Raw genomic sequence first — 14487 nt, 5'->3', positions numbered from 1 at the left:
CGTGGCCGAACTGCCGCGCCCCGATCGCCCCGGCGCGGACGATCCCGGCCGTGGTCGCCGCATCGCTGTCGACGTCGGCAGCGTTCGGATCGGGGTGGCATCGAGCGACCCCGACGGCATCCTCGCCACTCCGGTCGAGACTGTGCCGCGTGCCAAGGATCGCGGCCCGGAAGCGCCCGATATCCGGCGCATTGTCCAGATCGTTAGGGAATACGAGGCAGTGGAGGTTATCGTCGGGCTGCCGCAGACACTGCGCGGTGAGCCCGGCAAGGCTGCGAAACTGGCGAGCGACTTCGCGCGTCGGCTTCGCCGTGCCCTACCCGACGTTCCCGTGCGCCTGGCCGACGAACGTTTCACGACGGTCACTGCGGCGCGCGCCCTCCGCGAGAGCGGAGTGAGCGCGCGAGGCGCGCGGCCGGTCATCGATCAGGCTGCCGCCGTGGCCATCTTGCAAGGTTGGTTGGACGAGCGGAGTTCGGTAGTGAACGAGTCGGGGCGTGACGCGGGGGGCAGTCGGTGAGCCGGCACGGACGACACGACGACCATTCGGAGAACGCGCGGGATGATCTGTTCGCAGATCCGTACGCCGGTGGGTACACGCAACCTCCGGTCGATCGCGCCGGGCCCGCTGATCCGCAGCGGTCCGACCCGGGTTACCGGTACGACGACCCGTACACACCCGACCCCTCTGCGAGCGGCGCGTACGGCAGAGATCCCTACGGCAGCGATCCGTACCGTGAGGGTTATCCCGGTGCGGCGCCGCACGCGGGTGGTCCCGCTCCGGACGATCACGAGACCACGGTCCTGAACTTCGGTCCCGGTGCATTCGACGGTCCCCCGCCGGGTGCATTCGCCGGCCCGCCGGCGGGAGCTCCCGGCTACGACTCCCATGACACGGCCGGTCGTCCCGAACAGGGATACGCCGAGGGGGGCTACGCGGACCAGGGTTACGGCGAGCAGGGTTACGGCGACGGCGGACACCTCGACGACGAGTATCCGGGCGGATACTCCTACGCCGCACGCGACGAGTACCGGGATGCCGACCGGCACGACGACTATGACGACTATGACGATTACGCCGACGATGCGGACGTGGCGGAGGACGACACCGCCGAACAGCGCGCGGTCCCTGCCGCGGTCGGCGGTTCGGATCACGCCGGGCGCCGCGACCCGAACGCGCGCAAGCGCAAGAGGCGTGGACGGGTCGTGGGGGCGCTCGCGGCGGCGATCCTCTTGCTCGTCGTCGTGGGCGGCGGTTACCTCGCCTACGATCGCCTTCTCGGTCCCGACCTCCCTCCGGACTTCACCGGACCTGCCGGACCCGCCGTCGTCGTCCAGGTCAACCCGGGCGACACCGCCGGGGAGATCGGCAGCGAATTCGTCGACAAGGGCGTCGTGGCGAGTTCCGCCGCCTTCTACGAAGCGGCCGTGCAGAACTCGGGGATGAACTCCCTGCACCCCGGCTTCTACCAGGTGCCCACCAACATTCCCGCCGTCGACGCCGTGGCGGCACTCGTCGACCCGGCCAGCCGGGTCGGGGCGCTCGTCATCTCCGAAGGACGTCAGCTGCACGACATCCGCGACGTCAACACGGGCGCCGTCCGCAAGGGCATCTACACACTCATCGCCGAGGCGAGCTGCCACGGCGACGCCGCCGCCGAGAACTGCGTCACCTACGAGGAACTCGACGCGGCCGGATCCACCCCGGATCTGCAGGCGCTCGGAGTTCCCGAGTGGGCGCGCGACGCGGTGGCGAACGTGCCCGACCGCCGACGCCAGCTCGAGGGTCTCATCGCCGCGGGCAGCTGGGATTTCGATCCCACTGCCGAACCCGTCGAGATCCTTGCCCGTCTGGTCTCGGAGAGTGCTGCGAGCTACGACTCCACCGGCATCACCGACGCGGCCGCGCGGGTGGGCCTGACCCCCTACGAGATGCTCATCTCCGCGTCGCTCGTCGAACGCGAGGCACTGCCACAGGATTTCGCGAAGGTCGCCCGCGTGATCCTCAACAGGCTCGAGATCGATCAGATGCTCCAGTTCGACTCGACGGTCAACTACGAACTCGACGAGACCGAACTCGCGACCACCGACGCCGACCGCGGCCGGGTGACCCCCTGGAACACCTACGCGAAGGTCGGTCTGCCGGCGACGCCCATCTCCTCACCGAGTATCGGCGCGCTGCAGGCGATGGAAAATCCGGAACCGGGGGAATGGATCTACTTCGTGACGATCGACGACAAGGGCACCACCCTGTTCGCGAACTCCTACGAAGAGCACCTGCAGAACACCGAACTGGCACTCGCGAGCGGAATACTCGACAGTGGCCGCTGATCCGACCCGGGGTGTCCGGAGGGCGGCGGTCCTCGGCAAACCCATCGCACATTCGAAGTCGCCCCTGTTGCACCTCGCGGCGTACCGGGCACTCGGGTTGACCGAGTGGACCTACGAGCGCATCGAGTGCACCGGCGAACAGTTGCCGGCGCTCGTCTCCGGACTCGGCGACGAGTGGGTCGGCCTGTCGGTGACCATGCCGGGCAAGTTCGCGGCACTCGGTTTCGCGACCGAACGCACCGACCGGGCCGTGACGATCGGTTCGGCGAACACCCTCGTCCGTATCGAGAACGGGTGGCGGGCCGACTGCACCGATGTCGACGGCGTGTCGGGGGCATTGCGGTCGGCCGGGGTCGGCGATCTGTCCGATGCGTCGGCGGTCGTCGTCGGATCGGGTGGCACCGCGCGACCGGCGCTGGTCGGTCTCACCGACCTCGGTGTGCGCTCGGTGACCGTGGTCGCGCGTTCCGAGGAGAAAGCCCGAGCGACGTTCGACTGCCTCGGGGGTGACGTCGAGACCCGGTGGCTGTCGTTCGACGCGCCGGAACTCGCGCGGGTCTGTGCCGAGGCCGGTGCGCTCGTGAGCACCGTGCCCGCGCCCGCGGCAGCACCGTACGCGGAGACCCTCGCGCACGCGCCCTGCATCCTCGATGCGATCTACGATCCCTGGCCCACACCCTTGGCGACAGCAGCCGAGGCGCGTGGGGGTCGCGTCGTCAGCGGTCTGCACATGCTCTTGAACCAGGCCTTCGGGCAGGTCGAACAGTTCACCGGACTGCCCGCCCCGCGCGCGGCGATGGCCCGTGCCGTCGGGCTGGACCTGAATTCGCCGCATCCGGCGTGAGGACCCGCGCGGCCCCACATGCGCCGTACCAATCTCCGGTACGGCCTGCAGACCATGTGTGAGTGCGGTGGACAGGCCGACGCCACCATCCTGGAACTCGTCGACGCGCAGTAGCCGCACCCGACACCTTCCGCTGCCCACCCGCGTCCCTGCGCGGGTGGGCAGTTGATTTTCCGTGCCGGGTGTCGAATCCGCGCTTTACCGTTCGTATAGAAGGTGAGAGGCCGGATCCGCCGGCCGTCGAGGGAAGGACGCCGACATGGCGCAGTACCTGCTGAGTATCTACCAACCGGACGGTGAGCCGCCGTCACCGGAGTTCCTCGAACCGATCATGAAGAAGGTACAGGCCTGGCAGAACGAGATCCGGGAGGCGGGCATCTGGGTGTTCTCCGGCGGATTGCACCCACCGGACACCGCCACGGTCGTTCGCACGGACGAGGGTCGTGCGGTGACGACCGACGGCCCGTACATCGAGGGGAAGGAGCACCTCGGGGGCTTCGACATCCTCGACGTGCCCGACCTCGACGAGGCATTGAAGTGGGCACGCGGTCTCGCCGAGGCCACCACGCTTCCCATCGAGGTGCGGCCGTTGGCTTTCGGTTCCTGCGCCGGATGAGTGTGCGTACCACGATGACGGATCCGTCCACGGCCGACATCGAGCGCGTCTTCCGCGACGAGTACGGTCGGGCGGTCGCCGTCCTCACTCGTGTCTTCGGTGACATCGATGTCGCCGAAGACGCGGTGCAGGATGCCTTCTCGAGCGCCGTCGAGCGGTGGCCGGCGGAGGGGATCCCACCGAGTCCGGCCGGATGGATCATCACCACCGCCCGTCGCCGGGCGATCGACAGGGCACGACGGGAGGCGGCACGTTCGGTCAAGTATGCCGAGGCGGACCTGCTCCACCCGGCGTCCGGCGCCGTGCTCGACCCCGAGGCCGTGGTCTCTCCCGAGATTCCCGACGACCGTCTCCGGCTGATCTTCACCTGCTGCCATCCGGCGCTCGCACCGGAGTCGCGTGTCGCCCTGACACTGCGCCTGCTCTGCGGATTGACCACGACGCAGATCGCCCGCGCCTTCATTGTTCCGGAATCTACTATGGGGCAACGGATATCACGTGCCAAGCGGAAGATTCGCGACGCGCGCATCCCGTTCCGCGTTCCGTCCCCGAACGACCTGCCCGAACGCCTCGACGCCGTCCGATCCGTGCTCTATCTCGTGTACACGGAAGGCCACACCACGAGCGGCGGGTCCGAACTCGCCGACGCGGACTTGTGTGCGGAGGCCGTCAGGCTGGGCCGATTGCTGGCCGGGCTGGTACCGGACGATCCCGAGACCACGGGGTTGCTCGCCCTCATGCTCCTCGGTGAGTCCCGGCGCGCGGCGCGGACGGGACCGGGTGGCGGGCTCGTGCTGCTTGCCGACCAGGACCGATCGCTGTGGGATCGAACGCTGATCGAGCAGGGGCAGGCGCTCGTGCGACGCACCCTGCGCTGGAACAGGCCGGGGCCCTATCAGATCCAGGCCGCCATCGCTGCCGTGCACGCCGACGCGGCCACGATCGCCGACACCGACTGGGCGCAGATCGTCGCGCTCTACGACCTGTTGTCGGCCTCGATACCCACCCCGGTCGTCGCGTTGCACCGGGCCGTGGCACTCGCCGAAGTGGACGGTCCCGCCGCGGCTCTCGACATCGTCGACCGTCTCGACCTCGACCGCTATCACGTCTTCCATGCGGCGAGGGCCGATCTGCTGAGACGCCTCGGAAGGACCAGCGAGGCGAGCGCCGCGTACGACACCGCTGCCGAGCGGACGGAGAACACCATCGAACGCGCACATCTGCTGCGGCGGCGCGACGAGCTCCGGGAGGAACTCAGCTGACAGGCGTCGTACCGGTCGCGCTCTCGCCGTCGGGCACCGAACGCTGCCATGGCCACCGGCCGTCGATCTCCAGTTGCAGCGACCAGCTCAGGAAGGTGCGGATGAGCACGATGACCGCCAGCACCCCCACCGACGTGAACGTCGGCGTGACGGCGACGGTCTTGATGATGTCGGCGGCGACCAGGAATTCGAGGCCGAGCAGGATCGATCGCCCGAGATTGCGCCGGTACGGTTCGTAGATCTCCGCCCCCGGGGTGCGCCGCCGCGCTGTCGCCGCGAGCCACGTCGCTGCCAGCGCGCCAATCACCATGACGCCGACTCCGACGACGTCGATGACCGTGCCCACGTGTTCGAGCAGCGACGAAATCTCCATTCGACCAGAACCTTCCGACCGGATCCGACAGACTCCGGCAATCCTCGCAGGACGATCGCCGTCCCGTGCGGCTTTGTCCACAGGGTCCTGTCGTATCCACAGGCGCAGGGCCGGACACTGCGCGAACCCACTGCAGGGTGGGCGCGTGAGGGACGCTCCGAAGCGTGACAGGGGAGGCGACAGGTGCGCTCGTGATGGTCCTCGGGTCGGGCGCGGGAGTGATCGTGCGGATCTCGGCAGGGCGGCTCGCCCGGCGTCGACCGCCACCGGCCCTGTGCGAGCTGGCCTGCGCGGGAGTCGCCCTCGTCGCGGTCTCGGCGACTGCTGGTGCCACGACGATCGGAGCCGCGGTGTTCGGATGGTGGTGTGTGTGCTTGAGCACGGTGGACGTGCTCGTGCGGCGACTGCCGAACGTGCTGACCCTCGGGGGAGCAGGAGCGATCCTCGGCGTGGCCGCGGCGACCGGACACGGCCGGGCGGCGTTCGCCGGCGCCCTTCTGCTCGCGGCGCCATTGCTGATCACTCACCTGGTCGTGCCCCGGTCGCTCGGCGCGGGAGACGTCAAACTCGCCCTCGGACTCGGTGCCGTCACCGGACTCGCCGGGCCTGGGGCGGTCATCCTCGTCGCCCTGCTCCCACCCGTCCTCACCGCAGGTGCGGCCTTGTTTCTGCGGCTCCGGGCGATCGTCCGCGGGGGAGGGGAGGCCACGCCGCAGGTGCTTCCGCACGGACCGTCGATGTGCGCTGCCGCAGTACTGGCGTCGATCCCGATGGGTTGACCAGGGGCGGCATGTCGAGGTGGCGGACGAACATGGAAGGATGGACCCGTGCTGCGTTGGATAACTGCTGGAGAATCCCATGGTCCCGCCCTCGTCGCGATGCTCGAGGGAATGGTCGCCGGAGTCGAGGTGACGTCGAACGACATCTCGGAGCAACTCGCGCGACGGCGACTGGGCTACGGCCGCGGCGCACGCATGAAGTTCGAGGCCGACAAGCTCACCATCCTCGGCGGCGTCCGGCACGGACACACCCTGGGCGGCCCGATCGCGATCGAGATCGGCAACACCGAATGGCCCAAGTGGGAGACCATCATGGCCTCCGACCCGGTCGATCCCGAACTGCTCGCGGGACAGGCGCGCAACGCGCCGCTGACCCGTCCGCGGCCCGGCCACGCCGACTTCGCGGGCATGCTCAAGTACGGCTTCGACGACGCCCGTCCCGTCCTGGAGCGCGCCAGTGCCCGGGAGACCGCAGCACGCGTGGCGGCCGGCACCGTCGCCCGGAACTTCCTGCGCCAGGCGTTCGGAGCGGAAGTCGTCTCGCACGTCATCTCCATCGGTGCATCCGAGCCCTACACCGGCCCCGAACCCGGCGCCGACGATCTCGCTGCGATCGACGCGAGCCCCGTGCGCGCCTACGACAAGGCCGCCGAGGAGTCCATGATCGCGGAGATCGAGGCCGCCAAGCGCGACGGCGACACCCTCGGCGGGATCGTCGAGGTTGTGGTGCACGGGCTGCCCGTGGGCCTCGGCTCGTTCGTCAGTGGCGCCGATCGTCTCGACGCGCGGCTGGCCGCCGCCCTCATGGGGATCCAGGCCATCAAGGGTGTCGAGGTCGGCGACGGCTTCGAGACAGCACGCCGACGCGGCAGTGCCGCCCACGACGAGATGAAGCCCGGCCCCGACGGCGTGCTCCGCTCGAGCAACCGCGCCGGTGGCCTCGAAGGCGGCATGACCAACGGCGAGGCCCTGCGCGTGCGCGCGGCGATGAAGCCGATCTCCACGGTGCCGCGTGCCCTGTCGACGATCGACATGACCACCGGCGACGAGGCCGTCGCGATCCACCAGCGCTCCGACGTGTGCGCGGTGCCCGCGGCGGGTGTCGTCGCCGAGGCGATGGTCGCGCTCGTCGTCGCGCAGGCCGCTCTCGAGAAGTTCGGCGGCGACTCGCTCGCCGAGACCGTGAGCAACATCGACCACTACCTGAAGGGCATTGCGGCGCGGCCGCCGCGGTGATCTCATGTCGCCTCGCCTGGTACTCATCGGCCCGCCGGGAGCGGGCAAGTCGACGATCGGCCGTCGGGTCGCGAACGCACTCGACCTGCCGTTGCTCGACACCGACGCCGAGATCGAGCGTGTGACCGGCCGGACGATCCCCGAGATCTTCTCGCAAGACGGCGAACCCGCCTTCCGGGAGATCGAGGAAGAGGTGGTCGCCCGGGCCATCGACAGCCATGACGGGGTGGTGTCCCTCGGCGGTGGAGCGATCCTGTCGGAACGCACCCGTGCGCGACTCGCCGGACACACCGTCGTCTATCTCGAGATCAGCGTGTCGGAAGGATTGCGTCGCACCGGCGCGGTCGGAGCCGCCGGAACCCGGCCGTTGCTGGCCGGCGGCGACCCGGCCCAGAAGTACCGCGACCTCATGCGTCGTCGTCGTCCGTTGTACCGGCAGGCGTCGACCATCCGGGTACGCACCGACGGCCGCAGCCCAGGGCGGGTCGTCCAGCAGGTGCTTGCCAAACTCGAAGCCGCGGACACCGCTACCAGCCAGACCATCAGCGAGGATCGGAGCCCCACACCGTGACCGAACCGGTACGCATCGACGTCGAGACCGCCCAGCCCTATCCGGTGATCATCGGCCGGGGACTGCTCGGCGACGTCGTCGAAGAACTGTCCGGCACGCGGACCGTCGCGATCTTCCACCAGCCGACGCTCACCGCAACGGCGGAGGCCGTGCGGGAGGCGCTGGCCGAGACCGGAATCGACGCGCACCGCATCGAGATTCCCGACGCCGAGGACGGCAAGGAACTCGCCGTCGCCGGCTTCTGCTGGGAGGTTCTCGGCCGCATCGGGCTGACCCGCTCGGACGCCGTCGTCAGCCTCGGTGGCGGCGCCGCCACCGACCTGGCCGGATTCGTCGCCGCGACGTGGATGCGCGGTGTTCGCGTCTACCACATCCCCACCACCCTGCTGGCGATGGTCGACGCCGCCGTGGGCGGCAAGACCGGCATCAACACCGAGGCGGGGAAGAACCTCGTCGGATCGTTCCACGAACCGTCCGCGGTGTTCGTCGATCTCGCCACCCTCGAGACGGTTCCGCGCAACGAGATCGTGGCCGGTCTGGCCGAGGTCATCAAGACCGGGTTCATCGCCGATCCGGTCATCCTCGACCTGATCGAGGAGAACCCCGAGGCCGCGCTCGATCCCGCCGGTACGGTGCTGCCCGAGCTGATCCGGCGTTCGGTCGAGGTCAAGGCGAAGGTGGTCGCGGCCGACCTCAAGGAGTCGAGCCTGCGCGAGATCCTCAACTACGGCCACACACTCGGCCACGCCATCGAGCGTCGCGAGCGGTACCGCTGGCGTCACGGCGCCGCCGTGTCGGTGGGCCTGGTGTTCGCAGCCGAACTCGGCCGGCTTGCCGGGCGCCTCGACGACGCCACCGCCGACCGGCACCGCGCGATCCTCGAATCCGTCGGCCTGCCCACGACCTACGATCCCGATGCCTTCGGCGATCTGCTCGAGGGTATGCAGACCGACAAGAAGAACCGTGCCGGCATGTTGCGATTCGTCGTCCTCGACGGACTCGCGAAGCCCGGCAGGCTCGAAGGACCCGATCCCACCCTGCTCGCGGCGGCCTACTCCGAGGTCGCGCGACAGGGCAAGGCCGACGCGGGAACCGTGCTGCTCTAGCAGTCAGCTCGTCGACTCGGGCGGACTCCACGACGGGTCGCGTCCGGTGAGTCCGATCAGGCGGTCCAGTGGCGACGCGTCGTCACCCACCCGGACGGCAGGACCGAACAGACCGCCCCCGTCGCCGACGCGTTCCTCCTCGGCGATGCTCTCCGCGAAGGCGGTGCACGCTGCGATCTCGTCGGGCTCGCAGATGTACGGCTGTCCCGTGGCGACGGCGAGATCCCAGCCGTGGACGACGAGTTCGTCGAGAGCGACGAGTCCGGCGACCGGCGCCGGAAGGTCGAGTCCGCCCGCTCGGGTCATGCCCTCCCAGGCCGTGGGCTCCTTCCACGCCCGGCCGAGGTCGGCGAGCCGATCGGGCGCGAGGCGACGCCAGTCCGGCGGCAGTTCGCTCGTGAGCTGCGGTGGGGTGTCGGTGTACGGGCCGTGGTCCTTGCGCGCTGCCGCCGTGAACGCGAGCGACAGTCCGAGCACGTGGTCGACGAGCACGCCGACGGAGGTGCCGGAACACGGTGTCGGTCCCGGCAGCTGCGCGTCGTCGATGCCCGCGAGGATGCGCTCCATGCGGCGGGTGGCGGGAATCAGGTCGAGCATCTCGGTGGTGTCGGTCATGGGAAGCTCCTCGAGGTCGGCTGTCCGTACTGACTGTCACCACCCGAAAAACTGAGCACCCGCCCGCCTGCCGAGAGGCCTACTGCTTCGGATCGACCCTCGGGAACACCTCGGTGGGGGAGTCGTCGTTGCGCCAGGCAGGGTCGGCCTGCGCCGAACCCGCGGGTGCCGCCGCGCCTACACCTGCGGGCGCGTGATGCTCCCGGTGGACCGACCAGTCGTCGTCACGCGCGGCCTTGCGCTCGCTCCGGCGCGCGAAGAACCGGCCCACGGTGACCGCGGCCATCGCCGGCAGGAACACCAGCAGCACGGTGAACGCGGCCCCGGAGGTGATCTCGAAGAACAGGGACGTCACACCCACCGGTACCGGGGTGACCGTATCGACGAGCCAGGTGAGGACTCCACCGACGATGCCGGTGACCGCGCCGACGGCGAGCCAGCGCATCGTCAGGTCGGCGCCCTCGTCGGGATCGGGATGCGCGCGGTGGTCGCGAATGCCGTCGAGGCCGGCCCAGACGAACGCTGCGATCACCACGACGGTGAAGCCCAGCCAGCGCAGTACCGATCCCTGCAACGGCCACTGGATGAGAGCGGCACCGAGCAGGACGCGCACGACAACGTGGACGAGGGCGAGCCCGAGTCCGCGAAGCAACCAGGGTTTCATGTACCTCAGCGTAACGGGTGGCGAAGTCGACAGTGTGTCCCGTCCCACAACCGTGATGGCGGTAGGTTGAGCGACATGCCTGCCGACCACGCTTCCCGCCGCCGCGCGCTGCGTGCGCTGCTCGCCGAACGTGAATTCGATGCGCTGCTGGTGACGGATCTGCTGAACATCCGCTATCTCACGGGCTTCACGGGTTCCAACGCGGCGCTCGTCGTCTCCGCCGACGACGACGAGGAGCGCACGGTGATCTGCACCGACGGCCGTTATGTGACACAGGTGGGGGAGCAGGTCCCCGATCTGCGGGCCGTGATCGCCCGATCATCGGCCACTCAGCTCATCCTCGAATTCGGAACCACTTCTGCACGTTGGGGTTTCGAAAGTCATATCGTCACGGTCGACGAGCGGGCGCGGTGGGGCGGCCTCGACGTCTCCGTCCGGTTCGTGCCCACCCCGGGGTTGATCGAGCAGCTACGCGCCGTCAAGGACGAACACGAGATCGGGTTGCTGCGCGAGGCGTGCGGCGTGGCCGACCGCGCCTTGGCGGATCTGATCGCGGCGGGCGGTCTGCGTCCCGGACGTACCGAGAAGGAGGTCGCCCGCGACCTCGAGTGGCGGATGTTCGGTCACGGGGCGGACGGCATCTCCTTCGAGACGATCGTCGCTGCGGGTGCCAACTCCGCCGTGCCCCACCACCGGCCCACTTCCGCGGTTCTCGCGGAGGGCGACTTCGTCAAACTCGACTTCGGCGCCCAGATCGGGGGGTATCACTCCGACATGACGCGAACCTACGTGCTCGGCCGGGTGACGGACTGGCAGCGCGACCTGTACGAGCTGGTCCTACGGGCGCAGCAAGCCGGACGCGAGGCGCTCGCCCCCGGTGCCGACTGTTCCGCGGTGGACGCCGCCGCGCGCACGGTGATCGCCGAGGCCGGTTACGGCGAGCTGTTTCTGCACGGCCTCGGCCACGGAGTCGGGCTCGAGATCCACGAAGCGCCCGGAATCGGTGCGGCGGCGACCGGTACACTTGTCGCCGGTGCGGCGGTGACCGTCGAGCCGGGTGTGTACTTCTCGGGGCGCGGAGGCGTGCGGATCGAAGACACGCTCGTGGTGCGGGAGCATACTCCGGAGTTGCTCACGCTCACCGACAAGACATTGACCGTCGTTTGAGGGCGGTTCCTCGACCCTAGGAGACACGAACCAAGTGGCTGATACCAGTGACTTCAAGAACGGCCTCGTTCTGAAAATCGACGGACAGCTCTGGCAGATCATCGAGTTCCAGCACGTCAAGCCGGGCAAGGGCCCTGCCTTCGTGCGTACGAAGCTCAAGAATGTGACGTCGGGAAAGACTGTCGACAAGACCTGGAATGCCGGTGTCAAGGTCGAGACCGCCACCGTCGATCGCCGCGATATGACCTACCTCTACAACGACGGTACCGACTACGTCTTCATGGACGGCGAGACCTACGACCAGATCACCATCTCGCCCGAGCTGCTCGGTAACAGCGCCGACTTCCTGCTCGAGAACATGCCCGTCCAGGTCGCGACGCACGAGGACGTCCCGCTGTTCGTGGAGCTCCCGGTCACGGTCGAGCTCGTCGTCCAGCACACCGATCCCGGCCTGCAGGGCGACCGCTCCACCGGCGGCACCAAGCCCGCCACCCTCGAAACCGGCGCCGAGATCCAGGTCCCGCTGTTCATCAACACCGGCGACAAGCTCAAGGTCGATTCCCGCGACGGCAACTACCTCGGGCGAGTGAATTCCTGAGTGTCCGGTAACCAGAAGAAGCTCGGGGCCCGCCACAAGGCCCGCAAGCGCGCCGTGGATCTGCTCTTCGAGGCCGAGGCCCGCGACGTGCACCCCGTCGACCTCGCCGCCGATCGCGTCGAACTCGCGATCGACGACGACCAGGTCGCACCGGTGCCGGCATACGCGCAGACCATCATCCGCGGTGTCGCCGAGAACCTCGACGAGACCGATCGGGTGATCGCCGACCACTTGCACGAATGGACCCTGGACCGGCTTCCCGCCGTCGACCGCGCGATCCTGCGCATCGCGGTCTGGGAGCTCTTCCACGCGACCGACGTGCCGCCCGTGGTGGCGGTCGACGAGGCGGTCGAGCTGGCCAAGCAGCTGTCCACCGACGACTCGCCCGCCTTCGTCAACGGAGTGCTCGGGCAGATCGTCGCCGTCGCCGACCAGGTGCGCGCAGCTGCCGCTGCCACCCTCGTCCGGCCGGCGCAGGTGACGCAGGACCGGGAGTCGGACGAGCCCTGAGTTCGTCACCCTTTCGGGGCGAGCGGCGACACGAGGCACCGTGAGTGGGCCCGGCGGGAATGTTCCCGCCGGGCCCATTCCGGTGTCCGGGAGTTCTGTGTTGCGCTTCACCCGCCATCCGTGCCGAGTCGGACGTCGACGCTGATAGGCTCGACAACCGTCAGGCATCCTTTAACGATCCGTCCAGTGAGGCGGAGAAGGAGGTCGCTGCATGGCCGTGTCCGAGGACGGGTCCACAGCTTCTACCCCCACCGAATCTTCCTCCACTTCTGCTGCGTCGTCCGGTACCGCCGTGCCGGCCCGCGAGCTGCTCTCCGCCGCCGACGTCCATCGGACGATCGCCCGGATCGCACACCAGATCATCGAGAAGACCGCGCTCGACACTCCCGACGACGCGCCGCGTGTCGTGCTCCTCGGAATCCCCACCCGCGGGATCACCCTCGCCCAGCGACTCGCCGAGCGTATCGAGGAATTCGCCGGTGTCCGGGTCCCGGTGGGTTCGCTCGACATCACGCTCTATCGCGACGACCTCCGCACGAAGCCGCATCGACCGCTCGAGCGCACCTCGGTCCCCGAGGGTGGGGTCGACAACACCCTCGTCGTGCTCGTCGACGACGTCCTGTTCTCGGGACGCTCCGTCCGCGCCGCGCTCGATGCCCTGCGCGATCTCGGACGCCCCCGCGCCGTCCAGCTCGCGGTGCTCGTCGACCGCGGCCATCGCGAACTTCCGTTGCGGGCCGATTACGTCGGGAAGAACGTGCCTACCGCACGCACCGAGGACGTCCGCGTACTGCTCACCGAACACGACGGGCGCGACGCCGTCGAGATCTCCGGAGGCAAGGCTCAGTGAAACACCTGCTCACCATCGCGGATCTGACGAAGGACTCCGCGACGGGGCTTCTCGACGAAGCCGAGCGGTTCGAGCAGGCACTGCTCGGGCGTGAGGTCCGCAAGCTCCCCACGCTGCGCGGCCGCACCATCATGACCGTCTTCTACGAGAACTCCACCCGCACCCGTGTGTCCTTCGAGGTCGCCGGCAAGTGGATGAGCGCCGACGTCATCAACGTCTCGGCGTCGAGTTCGTCGGTGAAGAAGGGCGAATCTCTGCGCGACACCGCGCTGACCCTGCACGCCGCCGGCGCCGACGCCCTCGTGGTCCGCCACTCCGCTTCCGGTGCCGCACACCGGATCGCGCAGTGGACCAACGAATCCGGCTCCGGTCCGGCCGTGGTCAACGCCGGTGACGGCACCCACGAACATCCCACGCAGGCGCTGCTCGACGCGCTCACCCTGCGTCAGCGCCTCGGATCGATCGAGGGCCGCCGCATCGGCATCGTCGGCGACGTGCTGCACAGCCGGGTGGCCCGGTCGAATGCGCTGCTGCTGAGCATGCTCGGCGCCGAGGTCGTTCTCGTCGCGCCCCGCACCCTGCTTCCGGTGGGCGTGGAGACCTGGCCGGTGACGGTCGCCGATTCGCTCGAGGCGGAACTCCCCACCCTCGACGCAGTGATGATGCTGCGGGTGCAGGCCGAACGGATGAACGGCGGGTTCTTCCCGTCCGCACGCGAGTACTCGATCCGGTACGGGCTCAACGCCACGCGCGCGGCCCTGCTGCCGGACCATGCCGTGATCCTGCATCCCGGCCCGATGCTCCGGGGCATGGAGATCGGTTTCCCCGTCGCCGACGCCCCGCAGAGCGCGGTGCTGCAACAGGTGAGCAACGGTGTCCACGTGCGGATGGCGGTGCTCTTCCGCCTGCTCGTGGGGACGGAAGGGAACCTGTCGTGACCCACACTTCCCGCCCGGGAGATACAA

The 14487-nt window shown here is 69.0% G+C and carries 17 protein-coding genes and 1 pseudogene; 15 read left to right on the top strand and 3 right to left on the bottom strand.

What is annotated here, in order from left to right; genetic code table 11:
* The first annotated feature begins 1 nt into the window (after nt 1).
* The 6 genes and pseudogenes from ruvX (at nt 2) to GON09_RS07220 (ending at nt 5053) form a co-directional block, all read left to right on the top strand.
* Entirely contained in the window at nt 2-520 is a 519-nt protein-coding gene (gene ruvX / locus GON09_RS07245) for a Holliday junction resolvase RuvX (protein WP_213931217.1), read from the top strand.
* Complete coding sequence (locus GON09_RS07240) at nt 517-2331, top strand: endolytic transglycosylase MltG (RefSeq protein WP_213931216.1); 1815 nt, start codon at nt 517-519, stop codon at nt 2329-2331. The genes ruvX and GON09_RS07240 overlap by 4 nt, the downstream gene beginning before the upstream one ends.
* On the top strand, nt 2321-3175 hold the full coding sequence (locus GON09_RS07235; protein WP_213931215.1) for a shikimate dehydrogenase: 855 nt from the start codon (nt 2321-2323) through the stop codon (nt 3173-3175). The genes GON09_RS07240 and GON09_RS07235 overlap by 11 nt, the downstream gene beginning before the upstream one ends.
* Nucleotides 3176-3190: 15 nt before the next feature.
* A pseudogene (locus tag GON09_RS07230) lies at nt 3191-3289 on the top strand (3-ketoacyl-CoA thiolase); the annotation flags it as partial.
* 145 nt (nt 3290-3434) lie between these two features.
* Nucleotides 3435-3791: a YciI family protein gene (locus GON09_RS07225; RefSeq protein WP_213931214.1), complete on the top strand. Its 357-nt coding sequence runs from the start codon at nt 3435-3437 to the stop codon at nt 3789-3791.
* Between the two features lie 14 nt (nt 3792-3805).
* Entirely contained in the window at nt 3806-5053 is a 1248-nt protein-coding gene (locus tag GON09_RS07220; RefSeq protein ID WP_213934330.1) for an RNA polymerase sigma factor, read from the top strand.
* Here GON09_RS07220 and GON09_RS07215 read toward each other — a convergent pair.
* The gene (locus GON09_RS07215) at nt 5046-5426 is read right to left on the bottom strand and encodes a DUF1622 domain-containing protein (RefSeq protein WP_213931213.1); all 381 of its coding nucleotides are present in this window, start codon (nt 5424-5426) and stop codon (nt 5046-5048) included. The two genes, GON09_RS07220 and GON09_RS07215, sit on opposite strands and share 8 nt — an antisense overlap.
* A 194-nt stretch (nt 5427-5620) precedes the next feature.
* Between GON09_RS07215 and GON09_RS07210 the strand changes: the two genes are divergently transcribed.
* From GON09_RS07210 to aroB, 4 genes are read left to right on the top strand one after another with little or no spacing between them, the layout of a single operon-like run.
* Entirely contained in the window at nt 5621-6205 is a 585-nt protein-coding gene (locus GON09_RS07210; RefSeq protein ID WP_213934329.1) for a prepilin peptidase, read from the top strand.
* 48 nt (nt 6206-6253) lie between these two features.
* Nucleotides 6254-7441, top strand: a complete 1188-nt coding sequence (aroC, locus tag GON09_RS07205; protein WP_213931212.1) for a chorismate synthase — start codon at nt 6254-6256, stop codon at nt 7439-7441.
* 4 nt (nt 7442-7445) lie between these two features.
* Entirely contained in the window at nt 7446-8012 is a 567-nt protein-coding gene (locus GON09_RS07200; protein ID WP_213931211.1) for a shikimate kinase, read from the top strand.
* Nucleotides 8009-9118 carry a 3-dehydroquinate synthase gene (aroB, locus tag GON09_RS07195; protein ID WP_213931210.1) on the top strand — a complete coding sequence of 370 codons (1110 nt, stop codon included), beginning with the start codon at nt 8009-8011 and terminating at the stop codon, nt 9116-9118. The genes GON09_RS07200 and aroB overlap by 4 nt, the downstream gene beginning before the upstream one ends.
* Before the next feature lie 3 nt (nt 9119-9121).
* On the opposite strand, the gene GON09_RS07190 is transcribed toward aroB, so the two are convergent.
* Nucleotides 9122-9733 (bottom strand): TIGR03086 family metal-binding protein, encoded by a 612-nt coding sequence (locus tag GON09_RS07190; protein ID WP_213931209.1) that lies wholly within the window; start codon nt 9731-9733, stop codon nt 9122-9124.
* A 79-nt stretch (nt 9734-9812) separates the two neighbouring features.
* Nucleotides 9813-10397 carry a B-4DMT family transporter gene (locus tag GON09_RS07185; RefSeq protein WP_213931208.1) on the bottom strand — a complete coding sequence of 195 codons (585 nt, stop codon included), beginning with the start codon at nt 10395-10397 and terminating at the stop codon, nt 9813-9815.
* Nucleotides 10398-10472: 75 nt separating this feature from the next.
* Between GON09_RS07185 and GON09_RS07180 the strand changes: the two genes are divergently transcribed.
* The 5 genes from GON09_RS07180 (at nt 10473) to GON09_RS07160 (ending at nt 14460) form a co-directional block, all read left to right on the top strand.
* The gene (locus GON09_RS07180) at nt 10473-11564 is read left to right on the top strand and encodes a M24 family metallopeptidase (RefSeq protein WP_213931207.1); all 1092 of its coding nucleotides are present in this window, start codon (nt 10473-10475) and stop codon (nt 11562-11564) included.
* A 34-nt stretch (nt 11565-11598) separates the two neighbouring features.
* Nucleotides 11599-12162, top strand: coding sequence for an elongation factor P (gene efp / locus GON09_RS07175; protein WP_213931206.1), 564 nt, complete (start codon nt 11599-11601; stop codon nt 12160-12162).
* Nucleotides 12163-12672: a transcription antitermination factor NusB gene (gene nusB, locus GON09_RS07170; RefSeq protein ID WP_213931205.1), complete on the top strand. Its 510-nt coding sequence runs from the start codon at nt 12163-12165 to the stop codon at nt 12670-12672.
* 211 nt (nt 12673-12883) lie between these two features.
* Nucleotides 12884-13522 (top strand): bifunctional pyr operon transcriptional regulator/uracil phosphoribosyltransferase PyrR, encoded by a 639-nt coding sequence (gene pyrR, locus GON09_RS07165; protein ID WP_244865429.1) that lies wholly within the window; start codon nt 12884-12886, stop codon nt 13520-13522.
* The gene (locus GON09_RS07160) at nt 13519-14460 is read left to right on the top strand and encodes an aspartate carbamoyltransferase catalytic subunit (RefSeq protein WP_213931204.1); all 942 of its coding nucleotides are present in this window, start codon (nt 13519-13521) and stop codon (nt 14458-14460) included. The genes pyrR and GON09_RS07160 overlap by 4 nt, the downstream gene beginning before the upstream one ends.
* Nucleotides 14461-14487: the final 27 nt, after the last annotated feature.

This window comes from Rhodococcus sp. B50, assembly GCF_013602415.1.
Lineage (GTDB): Bacteria > Actinomycetota > Actinomycetes > Mycobacteriales > Mycobacteriaceae > Rhodococcus.
Note: the sequence above shows the minus strand (reverse complement) of the source record. Positions and strands in the feature narration are given on the sequence as shown.

Excerpts from the sequence above, each read along its gene's own strand:
- GON09_RS07225 (WP_213931214.1), top strand. The coding sequence starts at position 3,435 with ATGGCGCAGTACCTGCTGAGTATCTACCAACCGGACGGTGAGCCGCCG.
- GON09_RS07220 (WP_213934330.1), top strand. The coding sequence starts at position 3,806 with ATGACGGATCCGTCCACGGCCGACATCGAGCGCGTCTTCCGCGACGAG.
- GON09_RS07215 (WP_213931213.1), bottom strand. The coding sequence starts at position 5,426 with ATGGAGATTTCGTCGCTGCTCGAACACGTGGGCACGGTCATCGACGTC.
- GON09_RS07210 (WP_213934329.1), top strand. The coding sequence starts at position 5,621 with ATGGTCCTCGGGTCGGGCGCGGGAGTGATCGTGCGGATCTCGGCAGGG.
- GON09_RS07200 (WP_213931211.1), top strand. The coding sequence starts at position 7,446 with ATGTCGCCTCGCCTGGTACTCATCGGCCCGCCGGGAGCGGGCAAGTCG.
- GON09_RS07190 (WP_213931209.1), bottom strand. The coding sequence starts at position 9,733 with ATGACCGACACCACCGAGATGCTCGACCTGATTCCCGCCACCCGCCGC.
- GON09_RS07185 (WP_213931208.1), bottom strand. The coding sequence starts at position 10,397 with ATGAAACCCTGGTTGCTTCGCGGACTCGGGCTCGCCCTCGTCCACGTT.
- GON09_RS07180 (WP_213931207.1), top strand. The coding sequence starts at position 10,473 with ATGCCTGCCGACCACGCTTCCCGCCGCCGCGCGCTGCGTGCGCTGCTC.
- pyrR (WP_244865429.1), top strand. The coding sequence starts at position 12,884 with ATGGCCGTGTCCGAGGACGGGTCCACAGCTTCTACCCCCACCGAATCT.